Origin of the sequence: Virgibacillus sp. LDC1 (assembly GCF_025792345.1) — a bacterium.
GTDB lineage: Bacteria > Bacillota > Bacilli > Paenibacillales > Paenibacillaceae > Paenibacillus_AQ > Paenibacillus_AQ lautus.
Map to the genome: position 1 here is coordinate 844,573 of NZ_JAOXLZ010000001.1, position 14,576 is coordinate 859,148.

A 14,576-nucleotide genomic window follows, 5' to 3' on the forward strand; every position below is an offset into this window, starting at 1 on the left:
TGGTTATTCCTGAAGTTCGTACAATATCATCGATGCGGCAGGAATGGTAAGATGGGGTTAGCTTTCGTGTCTACAGGGTTACATTGATTTCAAAAGAGAGAGGTGCTCAAACGATGAATCCATGGAATGAACGGTTTCAGGGAGATGAATACGTATTTGGAACGGACCCGAATGTATTTATAGCCGACATGCATAAGAAATTAAGCTTAACGGGCGACGCACTGGCGATCGCGGAGGGAGAAGGACGGAATGCGGTGTTCCTGGCCCGGGAAGGGATGAACGTAACCGTATGGGATTACGCGGAATCCGGTCTTAGCAAAGCCCATCGACTGGCTGAAGCCAGCGGTGTTAAGATTCGTACCGAGCTTGTGGATCTGCACGATGCGCAGTGGAAGCAGGATCAATGGGATGAGGTTATATGCGTGTTTGGACATTTTCCCAAGGAATTAAGAACGAGGACTTTAGCGGGCGTGAAGGCAGCGGTGAAGCCTGGAGGACATTTCCTCACTGAAGTGTACTCCCCGTACCAGATTCCTTATCGCAGCGGGGGGCCGCAAGATCAGCAGTTTTTGTACGCCCCTGGGGATTTCCTCGAAACTTTTGCGGATTGGCGGATTGTCCATTTTTTCATGGGTGAGGTCGTCAGGCAGGAAGGGCAGGGGCATCAAGGCTTGTCTCATGTCATTCAGTTTGCAGGCCAGAAGCCGCCAACAACGGTATGACAATCAGAGAGGATTAGGTGAAGAGCTTGGATACATCGGACCGATCCCCCTGCTGCACATAGTCGGAGGGTGACAGACCGGTGTATTTTTTAAACATGCGATAAAAATAGGACGTGTCATAATAACCCAGATAGTGGGCGATATGAGCGATCGTCATGTCCGAATGAAGCAGCAGGCTGCACGCTTCCAGCACGCGCAGCTGGTGCATATACCGAATCGGTGAATGACCGTACACCTCCTTGAAGAGGGCGGTGGCATAATTCGGGGAACGATGAATTAACTTTGCGAGTTTATCGATTTCGATCGGTTCGCGGTAGTGCTCCAACAGATACGATTTGATGGTATCCGCATAGTTTCTTTTGCTTGGTGGCAGCTCGGTCTTCTCGAGTTCACGGGCCAGCATGCCTATCAGCTCCTGCATGATGCCTTGACAGATCATGGCGCGGTAGCTTTTGCCGCCCCGCATTTCCTCGAATAAGCGCTCACAGCGACGGTAGGCATATTGAATATGCGCGAGATTGAATTTAAGGCATCGTCCCTCATCCAGAAACGGGATGCCTGTGGATTCATGAGGATCCATCGTAAAGAGAATGGTGTATTTCTGATGAGGGATGCCATTCCAATTGCCGCCGCTCCGCCTTGTAGATCGCGGGATGAAGAGCACGTCTTCTTTTTCGGCAATGATCTCCTCCCCGTTGATTTCATACCTCACTTTACCTTCTCTTACCACAACAAGGACGTTGTAATCAATCGTCTCAAGCTGAGTTCGCCAGTTCGGAATATCATCATCAAAATTTACGCTCATCAGCTGGATCACATGAAAACACCTCGCAGTGATTTTATACCTATAGCCTAGCATATTCATGCTTTCAATGAGTAGGGGGTTGTTAGTTTTTATGCTCCTACTTATTAAAATCGTAGTAGAATCGTACAACAAATTAACGAAATGTACATCGACTCCGGACAGAGCATTGGCCTATAATTTCAGTCAACTGCAGTCGTTTTGTAAACGCTGACATATATCCAGGGTAAGTGAATTCAGACGAGGAAGGAAGCGATGAGGATATGAGAGTATTATTGCTGGATTTGGATTCGACCAGACCGGATCACTTAGGATGCTACGGATATCACCGGAATACGTCGCCGAACATTGACCGAATAGCGGCGGAAGGCGTGCGTTTTGACAATTATTATACCTCGGACGCTCCATGTTTTCCTTCAAGAACCGCGCTGATGACCGGCAAATTCGGCATTCATAACGGCGTCGTAGGCCATGGGGGCTCGGCAGCCGATGTGCGGCATGAAGGCATTACGCGGGATTTCCGCGATAAACTCGCTTCGGAGAGTTTTCCCGCTATATTCCGCCGTGCCGGCATGAAAACCGCGTTGATCAGTCCGTTCGGAGAACGGCATTCCGCCTGGACCTTCTATGCGGGCTTCAATGAAATGTATAATACAGGTAAGGGCGGCTTGGAGTCGGCAGAAGAAGTATCTCCGGTCGTGCTGGATTGGCTGGATCGTAACGCCGATGAAGATAACTGGATGCTCTATGTGAACTTCTGGGATCCGCATACACCTTATCGGGCACCGCAGTCGCTGGGAAACCCGTTCGAGCATGATCCTCTCCCGGATTGGATTACCGAAGAGGTGCTTCAGGAGCATCAGAAGAAGGTTGGCCCGCATGGAGTGAATGAAATTAACATGTATAATAGTGAAGTATCTCCCGATTTTCCGCGTCATCCCGGAGAGATTCGGACGATGGAGGATTTGCGGACGATGGTGGACGGCTATGATTGCGGCATTCGGCATATGGACGAGCACATCGGCGCCATCTTTAAATTGCTGGAGAACAAGGGAGTGATGGATGATCTGATCGTCATCATTACCGCGGATCATGGTGAGAACATGGGCGAGCTTGGGATTTATGGGGAACATGGCACAGCGGATCAAGGAACCTGCCGCATTCCGATGATTATTCGGGGGCCTGGCATCATGAAGGGAGTAACGGATCGCGAGCTCCACTATCATCTGGATCTTCTGCCTACGATGGCGGAATATTTGAACCTTGCACCGGCACGAAGCTGGGATGGCATCAGTTATGCGGAGAGCTTGCGAAGCGGGAAAGGCAGAGGCAGGGAGTATCTGGTGGTCTCTCAATGCGCCCATGTCTGTCAGCGAAGCGTTCGATTTGGAGAATGGCTCTACATTCGAACGTACCACGACGGCTATCATCTGTTCGACAAAGAAATGCTGTTCCACATCACCGAGGACGTTCATGAACAGCACAATCAGGCCTCTCAAAGGCCGGATCTTTGCAGGGAAGCCGTCTACCTGCTGAATGAGTGGCATGATCATATGATGTTAACGATGCCGTTTGACGTGGATCCATTATGGACGGTCATGAAGGAGGGGGGACCTTACCATGCCAAAGGTCATCTGCCCCGGTATATCGAGCGTTTGAAGAACACGGGCCGAGGTGAAGCGATTCCGGAATTGATGCGTCGCCATCCTCGGGAGTTCGTGTAATAATAATTATAGCAAGGTGAAGCAGGATAACCGCTCCGATAGTGGTTGTCCTGTTCTCCGTATCAAGCATAGGAGGAACTTAGCATGGGAGAACAACATTCTTGCTGCGCCGGCTCCCGAGCGAACGTGCAGTTAGCGGAAACCGGTCAGAAGGAACAGCTTGGCAATATTAGAGAAGATGAGGATCATGAACAGTCTCTTCCTGATCTCCATACCGACATGGTCATGCTGCCTGGAGGGACGTTTACGATGGGCACGAATTCGCAAGAAGGCTTTCCGCGTGACGGCGAGGGGCCGGCTCGCAGCGTAACCGTTTCCGGATTTGAAATCTCACCGTATGCCGTTACGAATGAACAGTTTCGACGCTTTGTGGAAGCAACCGGTTATGTTACGGAAGCGGAGCATTTCGGATGGTCGTTTGTATTTGAACTGCTGGCTTCGGAGGAGACAAAGGCAAGAGTCGCACAAGTTCCGCAAGAAGTGCCCTGGTGGCTGGTGGTCGAAGGTGCATATTGGGCAGCACCCGAGGGAGCGGATTCGAGCATCGAAGACCGGATGGACCATCCGGTCGTACATATATCCTGGAACGATGCCATGGCATACGGCCATTGGGCAGGCGTGAGGCTTCCTACGGAAGCGGAATGGGAGTATGCGGCTCGCGGCGGTTTGGAGGGCAGGACCTATCCATGGGGCGATCTGCTGAAGCAGGACGGAGAACATCGATGCAACATATGGCAGGGCAAATTTCCGGTCAAAAATAACGCCAGCGACGGGTATATCGGAACCGCGCCGGTGGATGCCTATAAACCGAATGGTTACGGACTGTATAACATGTCCGGTAACGTATGGGAATGGTGCGGCGATTGGTTCAGCCCGTCTTATCATCAACAAACCTCGGATGTAAATCCATTCTACATGGAGCCAAGCGGCAGAAGGTCGATGCGCGGCGGTTCGTACCTGTGCCACAGATCCTACTGCAACCGGTACCGAGTCGCGGCACGCAGCGGGAATACGCCCGACAGCTCGACGGGCAATTGCGGTTTCCGTGTTGTGAGGGACACGAAGGAAATGCCTTCAGTTGTTCTGTAATCATTACAAAACCCGAAAAAACACGATTAAAAACGAATATAAACGAATGATTATGATAATAAACGCTTGAAAAACGGGATGAAAATGAATATAATCGAGGTGAAAAGTGGAAGATTAATGAATATCCAGGAGGGGAGATGTATGGTGCAAGATCAATCAGGAATGTTCGCCGAGGAACGTCGTCAGAAAATTCTTGCTTTGCTGCATCAAGATAAACGGGTGATTGCCAAGGACTTGGCCGAACGGTTTGAAATATCGATTGATTCGATTCGCCGGGATCTGACGATCATGGAGGAACAAGGCTTACTTCAGAAAACGCACGGAGGCGCCATTCCATCCATGAAAGTCAGACAACCGCCCCCGGTCCCGGAACAGCGGTATGGTGAAGGCTCTCCGGAAGGGAACGCCATTGCTCAATTAGCTGTTTCATACGTCCGAGAAAAAGATACGTTATTCATTGGCAGCAGTTCGCTTACCTACTTGCTGCTGAAGCATCTTCCGGAGCAGATGCCCTTAACGATCGTGACCAACTGCATGCGTGTAGCAGAAGCTCTGCGCGAGCGCGAATGGATTGACACCTATTTGATTGGCGGGCGGGTGAAGCCTTCCGGAAATATTACGGACGTGCTGGCTAACGAATTTATTCGTCAATTTAAATTTGATATCAGTTTCGTTAGCGGAGGCGGTATTTCCGATGAGGGAATATTCGTGGCTACTCCTGAAGTTGCCGCTTTTGGTCGCGCGGTCTCTGCCGTATCCCGCCGCAGAATTGGCATGGCAACGCATCGGATCCTCGGACAGGATGGCTTTGCCAGAGCCGGCTCCGTCGAAGATCTGGATGTGTTAATTACCGATCAAAAGGCGGATCAGGAGGTTATGGACCGGATTCAGGAGCTTGGCGTAAAGGTTATTGTGGCAAAAACGGAAGAAGTTGCACAGAAATGACGCTCTATTTGATATAACTGAAGATTTAAAGGGGTAAGAGAGGTAAAATCATGATTCAGCATCTTCTGCAAGTCTACTGGCCAGAGTGGAACGGTGAACGGGTTAAAGGTCCGACGGGCTGGAACAATACGACCCACTTTATTCATAACGAACAACGCCGCTCGGTCATGCGTATTTACAATACACATCGAGATAAGGCAAGAATCGAATTCGAGTTTGCGGTTCTGGACTCGCTGCAGCAGGTGCCGCTGAGTTTTAAGATTCCGGCTCCTCTTCCTTCCGCGTCTGGCGATAAGATGGTTCGGCTTCAGGATGGGAGTGATCGTTACGCCTGCCTATTTGCATATATTGAAGGAGTGCGTCCGGAAGAAGGCAGCACTCAAGCAGCGTATTCCTTCGGGGAGAATACGGGGGAACTGGTAAATGCCCTTGCGGTTTGTTCAATCGGAATGGAACCGGTGTACCCACCTTATTTCGAGCTGCTCCAGTCTTATCCTGCATGCAGCGAAGCGTTCATTCTAGATTTTTGCAAGCAGCCGCCAATGGAGTTTAAGGATCAAATCGAGGCACTTCATATACTAAAAGAAGCATACGCCGATATATGCAGCAGGCTTGAATCTCTAAAAAATCTGCCGCAGCAGCTGGTGCATGGTGATCTGAACCTATCGAACCTGCTGGTAGACGCAGAGCACCCGCATACGGTCACCGCTTTGCTTGATTTTGAATTTTGCACACGGGATGTAAGAGCGATGGAGCCTGCGGTCGTCATCTCGGGATTTTTGGGAGTCGCGGACGAGAGGAAGGCCATACAGCAGTTTTGCGAAGGATTTGCCAGCCGCGTTCGACTGAACGTAGAGGAGATTGCCGCAATTCCGGTTCTCATGCGCTTGCGTATGGTTGATGTATTTCTGCATTTTTTGAGCCGCTATCGGGAAGGGACCGATGAGTCTCAAGTGTTAAGGGAACAGGTCAATATGCTAGCTGCCGGATTTAAGCGGATGGAATCCAGCCAGAAGTGGCTGGATGATATGTTGTTTCAGTATTTGATGTAAGAAATGGGTGCTGTATCAGAAAAGCCCGGCTCTCTAAGAGACCGGGCTTTTCTGATGTTTTATGGTGGACAGGTTAACCATAAATTGGGGAGTGAGAGTTTCTAATCACGGTTATTTTTTCAGCAGATTAATATGGTCCAGCTCTGTGCTGCTGTTAAAGATGAACTCCAATTTGTAATCTCCACGGTTGTAAGTGAGCTTGGTTTGCTTGACTTTTCCGGTTTTGAAAGTGGTTGTGGCGTCCGGTGCAAACCAGTTCTGCTTCAGCATTTTCATGGTGATGCCGCCGATGTTCGTCTGCCGCTCCACGTTCGTGCCAAAATAACGCATCTCGCGGATTTTGTTCAGTTTATAGGAAAAGGCGTAGCCTGGATTCCCCATGTTGGCCCCGTATACATCGAAGGCGTCGGCATGCTTGCCTGCCACGGAAGGCTCGCCAATGGCTTTATAAACATCCTGCTTTGTGCTTTTACCGATCGTTAAACCGCTGACGGCACCAGGAAATTGTCCCTTTAATGCGGGTTTATAGAAGCTGTTGAGCGTCTTGAGCGCGTGCTCCGCAGCATAATCGCCGGCATTGGCCGCCGCAGCCGCTTCTGCTTGCTGCAGCGGAAAAACAGCATGATTTACACCGATTGCACTTACGCCGAAAACTCCTGCCATGGTCAAGGCGACGATTGCTTTTTTTGCTGGTTGTTTCAAGTTCATGTTGCATCCTCTCCTTTGTAACAACTAATTACCACCTGCGCTGTGCATCAAACAAGTGTGTCATCCTTATCTTCTTATGATAGTGGAAGCTTAACGACATTGGGTTACGATTCTATGAAGATGAAATATCAGATTTGATACCCCGACCGGATCGAGTTCTGTCCCCCATGAATGTTTCGTCAGGTGAAATGGGGTAATGATACATAAGGTGATATGAATTATTGGAAAAATCGTGTAATCTATATAGAATCGACTTTTTCAGGAGGAATTATGGAAACCGAATCATTACTCAAGGTGGAGCAGCTTGCTCTCAAAAAACACAAAATCTTCAAGCAAAGCCATCTTCGTTACATCGCCCGCTCCATGCTCGCCAGCATGTTTATCGGCTTTGGCGTCATTGTTGCTTTTAAGACAGGCAACTTCTTTTATCTGGAGCATTCCCCCCTGACTTACCCGATGGCCGCCCTTACGTTTGGCGCGGCGATCATTCTGATCGCGTATGGGGGAGGGGACTTGTTTACGGGGAACACGTTCTACTACACGTATGCCGCTCTGCGCAAGAAACTAAGATGGCTGGAGGTCGTCAAGCTGTGGGTCTTCAGCTACGCGGGGAATATCTTGGGGGCGTGCACGTTTGCGCTGCTGATTTTCTTGACCGGACTTTTCATGGATTCATCCGTGAACGGTTTTTTGCTCGATGTGGTTGAGCACAAAATGACCACTCCGACGGTGCAGCTGTTTTTCAGGGCAATTCTGTGCAACTGGCTTGTATGCCTAGCCTTTTTCATCCCGATGTCACTGAAGGGCGACGGCGCCAAAATGTTTGCCATGATGCTGTTTGTATTCTGTTTCTTCATTTCCGGATATGAACACAGCGTTGCAAATATGTGCACCTTTGCTATTGCGCTCGTGCTGAATCATCCCGGCACGATTTCATTGGAAGGCGTACTGCATAACCTGATCCCGGTAACGATTGGCAATTTGATTGGCGGCGTGCTGCTGATGGGTTTTATGTATTATTTTGTGAACAAACCTTTTCTGGATGCGAAGGAATCCCCGGAAGAATGAAACTTAGAGAGGTTTAAGCAGAACCCCTAACGCAAGTGGTTAGTTTTTAATATTGAGTACACCCGCGTATCGTGTGCCACGCCGTTTTGATATATATATTGGCGAAGGATACCTTCCGCTTCAAAACCGAGTTTGGTCAGCAGGGCGTGGGAAGCCTGGTTCTCAAGAAAAACAACGGCACCGATGCGGGTCAAGCCAAGCACTTGAAAACCATATGGGATCACGGCGGAGGCAGCTTCGATTGCATAACCTTGCCCCCAGGATTCTGGATGTATTTCATATCCGATCTCGGCCCTCTTATGCCGCGGGGACCATACGTTATACCCGATGGTGCCGATGAGACCCTGTGTATCTTTCCTTTCGATGCCCCAACGAATCCCGCGTTTCTCCGCGTAGTTGGTAGCGAAGAGCTCAACCATGTGGATAGCCTGCTCGGGGGTGGTCAGTGTGTCTTGTCCGTAATAGCGAGTCACCTCATCATTCGAGAAGCAGCTATAGATGGCCCCGGCATCCTGATGCTGGATTTCCCTCAGCTTTAATCGTTTGGTCTCTAGTATTGGAAACATGTTCTTCCTCCCAAAAAGATATAGTATTCATTATATTGAGATTGATCTAGGAAGAGAAGAGGGCTCCTGACAGGGGGCTCTTATTTCGCGTTTGTATAAGAAATGATTTGAGAAAATGTATTGTTTGATCACATGGAGTGAGATACAATGTTCCTGAACGAAATGAGAATGATTATCATAATCAGTGTAATTGGAAGAAACTCTTTCGTACCTTTTAACAACAGGCAAGGGGAGAAACGATTTATGGCAAGGTCATATCATAAGAGTACCCGATGGATGATAGCATTACTTGTACTGATGATTGCTCTGGCTGGATGCGGAACACCTCAGGACAAGGAGGTTGCAGCACCTTCCGAGCAATTCACGGAAAAGGTGGGGGAGCAGGTCGCCCAGGACGAGACAAAACAAGAGGCTGGTGAAACCAAAGTAATGAAAGATGAGTTCGGCGAGGTCGAAATACCAGTAAATCCGAAGAGGGTAGCAGGAATTTACCTGGAGGACTATCTGCTGGCCCTTGGCATTACACCTGTTGTGCAGTGGTATCATCCAAGCTGGGGGAAACAGGATTATTTGGGACTCGAAGTTCCGACCTTTGATATAACGGGAAGTATAGAATCGCTGCTGGAAGCTGATCCGGATTTGATTATTGTTGACGGCGCGGTGGATGCGGCCAAGTATGAACTATACTCCAAAATAGCGCCTACTTATCGGCTGCCCGAATCGATTTTACAAAGTCCGCCGGACATTATGAAGACGATAGGGGATGTGCTCGGCATACCTGAGGAAGCCGAAGGCGTGTTGAGCGACTATCATAAGAAAATCGAGGAAACGAGGATGAAACTGCAACAAGCTGTCGGGGAAGAGACCGTGGCGGTGCTCCGGTTAAATGTCGGAGATAAAACGCTCGCCCTGTTTGGTATCGAGAACCGGTTTATCGGCAATATCTACAAAGAAATGGGATTGACTCCACACCCGTTTGCGCGTGACATGACCGATTTTCAAGCTATTCTATCCGAAGAGAAAATCCCGGAGTTAGATGCGGACCATATCATTATTTTGCCTTCGAACGGCAGCTGGGACTCGGAAGAGAATCAAGAAGCAATGCAGGTATTTGACAGTCCGTTGTGGAAATCTGTACCCGCCGTCAAAAACGGTCATGTGTACAGAGCGGATCGAACCCACTGGCAATCGGGCGCAATTAAAGCGAATATGATGAAAGCCGATGACCTCTTGAACTGGTTTGTCCAATAATCAGATGAACCGTGCATGATGAGAATGAACAGGAAGCTGTCAACCAAGTTGATATGCTTTTTTGTTCTATGCGCTATACATATGATTTTCGGTAGGGGAAGATGACATGAACGATGAGATCAAGTTGCTGCGCGATACTGCTTTTTATAGGCTTAAGGATATTCGGTTTCGTTCTCGTTCCATAAATGGGCTGGAGGCTCCCGTGTGCGGGAACGACTTCACGCTGCTTATTGCGACTGCCGGGACCGGACGATTAGTACTGGGGGATTCGGAGCATGCCATACGGCGAGGGCAATGTTATTACATTGTCCCCGGCACAACTGCCGTTATTCATTCGGAATCCGACGGTTTGGCTTACTATCGATTAACTTACGAATATTGGAGGATTGATGGCACGAAGACCGACTCTGAGCCAGTGCGAAGCTTCCAATCCTGCCTGCGCCAGGGAGTGCTGTCCTGTCGTCCGTTCTCCCAGTGCCTTGACTATTTGGAAGCTCTCTGGAAGCAACGGGGAATCAGGTGCGAGTTGGAAGACTTCGAGATTCACGTTCGATTTCAGCAGCTTATGCTGTTTCTATGCAGCCAGAACCGGAACGATTCACAGACCATCGATATACGTCAGGCAGTGGAGCGATCGATCGAGCATCTGACAGAAGATTACCGGAAGCCGTGGACAGTGGAACAACTGGCTGAACGTGCGGACGTTGCGCGTTGGCATTATACGCGGATTTTTAAAGAGTTAACGACCCAGTATCCGCTTGATTATCTGAACCGTATCCGGATTGAGCGTGCAAAAGAATTGCTGCTGGCAACGGAAGATCGGCTGCTGGATATTGCATCATTCGTTGGGTTTAGCAACGAATATTATTTTAATCGTCGATTCAAACAGACGGTCGGCGTTTCTCCTGGTCAATATCGACGTCGTCACCATGACCACGATACTATGCGGGTGTTTGCGCCATTCCTTGAAGATTTTCTGGTAGCTCTCGGCATTAAGCCCGTCGTACAATGCACCCACCCGCGGTGGGGAAAGCAGGATTACCTTGGCTTGCACGATGTTCCTGTCATCGATATCGAGCGTGAGGATATTGATGAACTTTCCCGTCATAAGCTGGATATGATCATGACGGATCAGGGCTTCACACGTTGGATGTCCGACGACGGCTTGGGACGGTTAGCGCCAACATACGAGTTTCCGCACGCAGGCGAGGATTGGCGCCAGACGCTTCGCACATCGGCAGACCTGCTGGGCCGGATGGATCGGGTATCGGATGTCATTGCACAGTATGAATATAAAGCTAGTAGAGCCAAGGCGCTTCTGAAACGAGCCGTCCGAACACAAACCGTGGCTTGTCTTCGTATATCGGCATTGGGAATGAGTCTGTATTCGGGCCCAGATCACGGGTATACCGGGCCGATCCTGTACAGGGATCTTGGGCTGACCCCGCATCCGCTCGTCCAGCGGTTGTCAGGGAATGCCAGAAATGCGATTCTAACCCGGGAATACATGAAACTATTGGATGCCGATCATTTGTTTATTACCCTCGATAAACGCCATTCTTCATGGGAAGGCGAGGAGAGAAGCGTGATGGATACGCCGGAATGGAAGTCACTGCCGGCAGTTAAGAGAGGCTGTGTGTACGAGGTTGATTTTCTCACCTGGATGAATTATGGGATCATATCGCACGGGAGAAAGATTGAGGATGTGCTGAGCGTGCTGGTATAGGAAGCGGACAACCGAATGGCACTTGAAGTTGAATCCCAACTACCGCTCTTTTTGCATCATCGTGGTTCCTAGGAAGATATATAAGGGCTGATCCCAAAGTCGCATTGACTAGAGACCAGCCCTTATAAATTTCATTCATTTCTGGAATAACGCCCGCGGGTCATCCTTTACTTTATCGTATCGGAATACGACTTAAACTGCCTCCATCCGTAAACAAACGCTTGATGCTGCGTTCAACCTCTTCATCCGGTATTAATGGAGGGGCTTGATGAGGTTTCGTACGGGCATCGATAATGACCGTATCACAACCCCAGTGCTTGTGCTCATAGCGGCTGTTCACACCGTGAATGTCATGGGAAGGATTGCTGCGCGTAAAGGTTGCCCACAGAAAATTATTCACCGTCGCACTCATGAATTCACTGTCATCACACAGAATGATCATTGGACAGGAAGAGAGGGCACCTCTCGCACGGATCTCCTCGTTTAGATGCTCCATTTCCTGCCGCACTTCGGCATAACTCGTAAAAGGGGCTCCCTGGATCGCGACAATGCCGGGCATGATCCATTTCGCTGGCGAGTACCCGGGCAGATCCTTCAAGGCTTCAGGCACCTCTTGGCACAAATCCCTTTTTTTATCCCCGACCGCCGCAAATACGACCTTGCTGCCGGTGTTGAGTCCGGTGCCTGAATAATCGAGTGTATCGATCGTGGTATTGGTCTGAAAATGGATATCCCGGTGCAGGTCGATACGTTCCAATATATAGGACATAAAATCCTCGATCTGATGCGTGTCTAAGGTTTGGTTCTCCTCAGCCGCTATGAACAGATACTTGGCTAAACTCAATTGGCCCGTGCCCAATATCCGATTGGCAATCGTGAGAAGCTCAGCCGGCTGTTTCACTTGTTGATAAGGGGTATATCGTTCGCTGCCGATGGCAAAGAGCAAGGGGTGAACCCCAGCAGCGTCCACCGCATGAACCTCTTTGACACCCGGGATTTCTTGCCGGATGGCCCCGCCGGTGAGCTCATGAATCAGTTCGCCGAAGGACGTATCCTCCTGCGGAGGTCTTCCCACGACCGTAAATGGATAGATGGCCTGTTGTTTGGCGTAGACCTTGTGCACTCGCATGACAGGAAACGGATGGACAAGGCTGTAATAGCCCAGATGATCGCCAAAGGGACCTTCCGGCTTGGTTTCACCCGGATGGATTTCCCCAGTAATGACGAAATCCGCATCGTGGCTAATGCAGTAGCCGTCAACATAGCTGTACCGGAAATGGCGTCCGGACAGCAAGCCGGCAAAGGTTAGCTCGCTCATGCCTTCCGGCAGCGGCATAACCGCTGAAATCGTATGCGCAGGGGGACCCCCGATGAAACAGCTTACTTTAAGCGGCTGCCCCAATTTATTGGCCTTCGCTTGATGGATGCCGATGCCCCGGTGGATTTGGTAATGGATGCCGACTTCCTTGTTCATTTCATATTCGTTGCCTGTGAGCTGCACCCGGTACATGCCCAGATTGGAATTCATGACACCTGGCTTCTCCGGATCTTCCGAATAGACCTGAGGCAGGGTGACAAAAGCACCCCCATCTTCCTTCCAGTGCTTAATTAGCGGCATATCGGAAATTTGGATTTCCTGAAAGCCAGGTGGGACAGTCCCCGTTTTTTTGATAGGTAATGCGGTTTTAGCTGCCAATCCCGTCCCGATATACTTGAACGGATTTTTGAGTGCCTTCATCGGATCGTTGCGCAGCGCGATCACGTCTTGCGTGGATTCGAAGGTTTCCCGAAAAATGAATTTGCTGCGCTCGATCGTACCGAACAGGTTGGATACCGCGCGGAATCTTGAACCTTTAACGTTTTCAAATAGCAGCGCCGGGCCGCCTGCGGCATATACCTTCATATGTATGGCTGCCATTTCCAAATGAGGATCAACCTCTTCATGTATACGAACCAAATGCCCGTGTTTCTCCAGATCCATAATGCATTCTTCCAGATTATGATATTTCATTACATAGCTCCAATCCCTTGAAGATAGTGAACTTATTCTACTATTATCGACAATCTCACAGCACAGGTCAATGACACCTAATATAGACGGGAAGAATGGCTCCAGCATAAAAAAAATCGCCCTGTCCAAAGCATGAAGCAAAGGACAAGGCGATCGGGTTTGCGCCATCGAACGTATTCGCCGGCAGCCCGAGCCTTTTCAGCGCTGCCGGGATATGATCCTGCAACCTCGTGCCGTTACGATGCATCATCTTACTACCACCACAATCGCAGATCATAGCATATCGGAGAGCTATTTCTGATAGAACATGCAATACACGGTCAGGTCGTTGATATTCTCTTCATGCCTTAAAGCAAATCCCCACCTTTGATACAAATTTACATTCCCCTTATTTTCCGTATCGAGCGCGATTCCATGTGACTTGTTATCCGCATGAACCACTTGGAGCAGGTGCAGCAGCATTGCTGTTCCAATTCCCCTGCCTTGGACCTCCGGATTCACTCCGATCATAATGAGATAATGGTGTGGAGAAGAAGGTGCAGCCGATCTCGTAATTTCCATATAGGAATTGAGGAACCCCAATGTTTTGACTGGTAGTTGGAATAACAAAGGCAAGAGCCTTCCAATCAGCAAAAAAGCGCCCTTAAAACGCTTAAGCTTGCTTATGCCTGGTTTCTCTACAATAAAGGTACCGAGCAAGATTTCGTTTTCAAAATAGCCCCATATATCTTCATTCAGCAGAAAGCTTTTATCAAACATGAAGGAGACAAATGCGGCCGCTCTGCTTCTTGATTTACGATCGAGTTCTGGATCGCCAAATGCATGCAGAAACAAGGGATCCCGGGCAAATGCCAGGCTCATAATGGATGAAAATAAGAGTTTATCCGATTTGGTCAGCTTGGATACTCTGCA

General features: G+C 49.4%; 14 protein-coding genes. 8 read left to right on the forward strand and 6 right to left on the reverse strand.

Going from position 1 to position 14,576, the window contains the following annotated elements; genetic code table 11:
* Nucleotides 1-113 precede the first annotated feature (113 nt).
* The gene (locus tag OHJ21_RS04005; RefSeq protein ID WP_326118063.1) at nucleotides 114-722 is read left to right on the forward strand and encodes a class I SAM-dependent methyltransferase; all 609 of its coding nucleotides are present in this window, start codon (nucleotides 114-116) and stop codon (nucleotides 720-722) included.
* A 13-nt stretch (nucleotides 723-735) separates the two neighbouring features.
* Here OHJ21_RS04005 and OHJ21_RS04010 read toward each other — a convergent pair whose 3' ends face one another.
* On the reverse strand, nucleotides 736-1,539 hold the full coding sequence (locus OHJ21_RS04010) for a helix-turn-helix domain-containing protein (protein WP_486019334.1): 804 nt from the start codon (nucleotides 1,537-1,539) through the stop codon (nucleotides 736-738).
* A gap of 248 nt (nucleotides 1,540-1,787) precedes the next feature.
* Here OHJ21_RS04010 and OHJ21_RS04015 point away from each other — a divergent pair, with 248 nt between their 5' ends.
* The 4 genes from OHJ21_RS04015 (at nucleotide 1,788) to OHJ21_RS04030 (ending at nucleotide 6,334) form a co-directional block, all read left to right on the forward strand.
* Nucleotides 1,788-3,248: a sulfatase family protein gene (locus tag OHJ21_RS04015; protein ID WP_486019335.1), complete on the forward strand. Its 1,461-nt coding sequence runs from the start codon at nucleotides 1,788-1,790 to the stop codon at nucleotides 3,246-3,248.
* Between the two features lie 84 nt (nucleotides 3,249-3,332).
* Entirely contained in the window at nucleotides 3,333-4,337 is a 1,005-nt protein-coding gene (locus OHJ21_RS04020; protein WP_486019336.1) for a formylglycine-generating enzyme family protein, read from the forward strand.
* 162 nt (nucleotides 4,338-4,499) lie between these two features.
* Entirely contained in the window at nucleotides 4,500-5,282 is a 783-nt protein-coding gene (locus tag OHJ21_RS04025) for a DeoR/GlpR family DNA-binding transcription regulator (RefSeq protein ID WP_326118163.1), read from the forward strand.
* A gap of 50 nt (nucleotides 5,283-5,332) precedes the next feature.
* The gene (locus OHJ21_RS04030) at nucleotides 5,333-6,334 is read left to right on the forward strand and encodes a phosphotransferase enzyme family protein (RefSeq protein ID WP_486019337.1); all 1,002 of its coding nucleotides are present in this window, start codon (nucleotides 5,333-5,335) and stop codon (nucleotides 6,332-6,334) included.
* Between the two features lie 111 nt (nucleotides 6,335-6,445).
* On the opposite strand, the gene OHJ21_RS04035 is transcribed toward OHJ21_RS04030, so the two are convergent.
* A complete protein-coding gene (locus OHJ21_RS04035; RefSeq protein WP_486019338.1) occupies nucleotides 6,446-7,042 on the reverse strand; it encodes a YjgB family protein in 597 nt (198 codons plus the stop codon).
* Nucleotides 7,043-7,312: 270 nt separating this feature from the next.
* On the opposite strand from OHJ21_RS04035, the gene OHJ21_RS04040 reads away from it, so the two are divergent.
* Complete coding sequence (locus OHJ21_RS04040) at nucleotides 7,313-8,110, forward strand: formate/nitrite transporter family protein (protein WP_100536427.1); 798 nt, start codon at nucleotides 7,313-7,315, stop codon at nucleotides 8,108-8,110.
* Between the two features lie 26 nt (nucleotides 8,111-8,136).
* Here OHJ21_RS04040 and OHJ21_RS04045 read toward each other — a convergent pair whose 3' ends face one another.
* Nucleotides 8,137-8,676 carry a GNAT family N-acetyltransferase gene (locus OHJ21_RS04045; protein WP_394056746.1) on the reverse strand — a complete coding sequence of 180 codons (540 nt, stop codon included), beginning with the start codon at nucleotides 8,674-8,676 and terminating at the stop codon, nucleotides 8,137-8,139.
* A 276-nt stretch (nucleotides 8,677-8,952) separates the two neighbouring features.
* On the opposite strand from OHJ21_RS04045, the gene OHJ21_RS04050 reads away from it, so the two are divergent.
* A complete protein-coding gene (locus OHJ21_RS04050; RefSeq protein WP_394056744.1) occupies nucleotides 8,953-9,927 on the forward strand; it encodes an ABC transporter substrate-binding protein in 975 nt (324 codons plus the stop codon).
* A gap of 106 nt (nucleotides 9,928-10,033) precedes the next feature.
* The gene (locus OHJ21_RS04055) at nucleotides 10,034-11,653 is read left to right on the forward strand and encodes a helix-turn-helix domain-containing protein (RefSeq protein ID WP_486019339.1); all 1,620 of its coding nucleotides are present in this window, start codon (nucleotides 10,034-10,036) and stop codon (nucleotides 11,651-11,653) included.
* A 172-nt stretch (nucleotides 11,654-11,825) separates the two neighbouring features.
* Here the strand turns inward: OHJ21_RS04055 and OHJ21_RS04060 are convergent, their stop codons facing one another.
* The 3 genes from OHJ21_RS04060 to OHJ21_RS04070 form a co-directional block, all read right to left on the reverse strand.
* A complete protein-coding gene (locus tag OHJ21_RS04060; protein ID WP_486019340.1) occupies nucleotides 11,826-13,664 on the reverse strand; it encodes a UbiD family decarboxylase in 1,839 nt (612 codons plus the stop codon).
* A gap of 67 nt (nucleotides 13,665-13,731) precedes the next feature.
* Complete coding sequence (locus tag OHJ21_RS04065) at nucleotides 13,732-13,914, reverse strand: hypothetical protein (protein WP_165789589.1); 183 nt, start codon at nucleotides 13,912-13,914, stop codon at nucleotides 13,732-13,734.
* Nucleotides 13,915-13,955: 41 nt separating this feature from the next.
* The gene (locus tag OHJ21_RS04070) at nucleotides 13,956-14,525 is read right to left on the reverse strand and encodes a GNAT family N-acetyltransferase (RefSeq protein WP_486019341.1); all 570 of its coding nucleotides are present in this window, start codon (nucleotides 14,523-14,525) and stop codon (nucleotides 13,956-13,958) included.
* Between the last annotated feature and the right edge of the window lie 51 nt (nucleotides 14,526-14,576).

What these genes read in the sequence shown, in the direction of transcription:
- OHJ21_RS04005 (WP_326118063.1), top strand. Translation starts at nt 114, where the DNA reads ATGAATCCATGGAATGAACGGTTTCAGGGAGATGAATACGTATTTGGA.
- OHJ21_RS04015 (WP_486019335.1), top strand. Translation starts at nt 1,788, where the DNA reads ATGAGAGTATTATTGCTGGATTTGGATTCGACCAGACCGGATCACTTA.
- OHJ21_RS04020 (WP_486019336.1), top strand. Translation starts at nt 3,333, where the DNA reads ATGGGAGAACAACATTCTTGCTGCGCCGGCTCCCGAGCGAACGTGCAG.
- OHJ21_RS04025 (WP_326118163.1), top strand. Translation starts at nt 4,500, where the DNA reads ATGTTCGCCGAGGAACGTCGTCAGAAAATTCTTGCTTTGCTGCATCAA.
- OHJ21_RS04030 (WP_486019337.1), top strand. Translation starts at nt 5,333, where the DNA reads ATGATTCAGCATCTTCTGCAAGTCTACTGGCCAGAGTGGAACGGTGAA.
- OHJ21_RS04035 (WP_486019338.1), bottom strand. Translation starts at nt 7,042, where the DNA reads ATGAACTTGAAACAACCAGCAAAAAAAGCAATCGTCGCCTTGACCATG.
- OHJ21_RS04040 (WP_100536427.1), top strand. Translation starts at nt 7,313, where the DNA reads ATGGAAACCGAATCATTACTCAAGGTGGAGCAGCTTGCTCTCAAAAAA.
- OHJ21_RS04045 (WP_394056746.1), bottom strand. Translation starts at nt 8,676, where the DNA reads ATGTTTCCAATACTAGAGACCAAACGATTAAAGCTGAGGGAAATCCAG.
- OHJ21_RS04050 (WP_394056744.1), top strand. Translation starts at nt 8,953, where the DNA reads ATGATAGCATTACTTGTACTGATGATTGCTCTGGCTGGATGCGGAACA.
- OHJ21_RS04055 (WP_486019339.1), top strand. Translation starts at nt 10,034, where the DNA reads ATGAACGATGAGATCAAGTTGCTGCGCGATACTGCTTTTTATAGGCTT.
- OHJ21_RS04060 (WP_486019340.1), bottom strand. Translation starts at nt 13,664, where the DNA reads ATGAAATATCATAATCTGGAAGAATGCATTATGGATCTGGAGAAACAC.
- OHJ21_RS04065 (WP_165789589.1), bottom strand. Translation starts at nt 13,914, where the DNA reads ATGATGCATCGTAACGGCACGAGGTTGCAGGATCATATCCCGGCAGCG.
- OHJ21_RS04070 (WP_486019341.1), bottom strand. Translation starts at nt 14,525, where the DNA reads ATGAGCCTGGCATTTGCCCGGGATCCCTTGTTTCTGCATGCATTTGGC.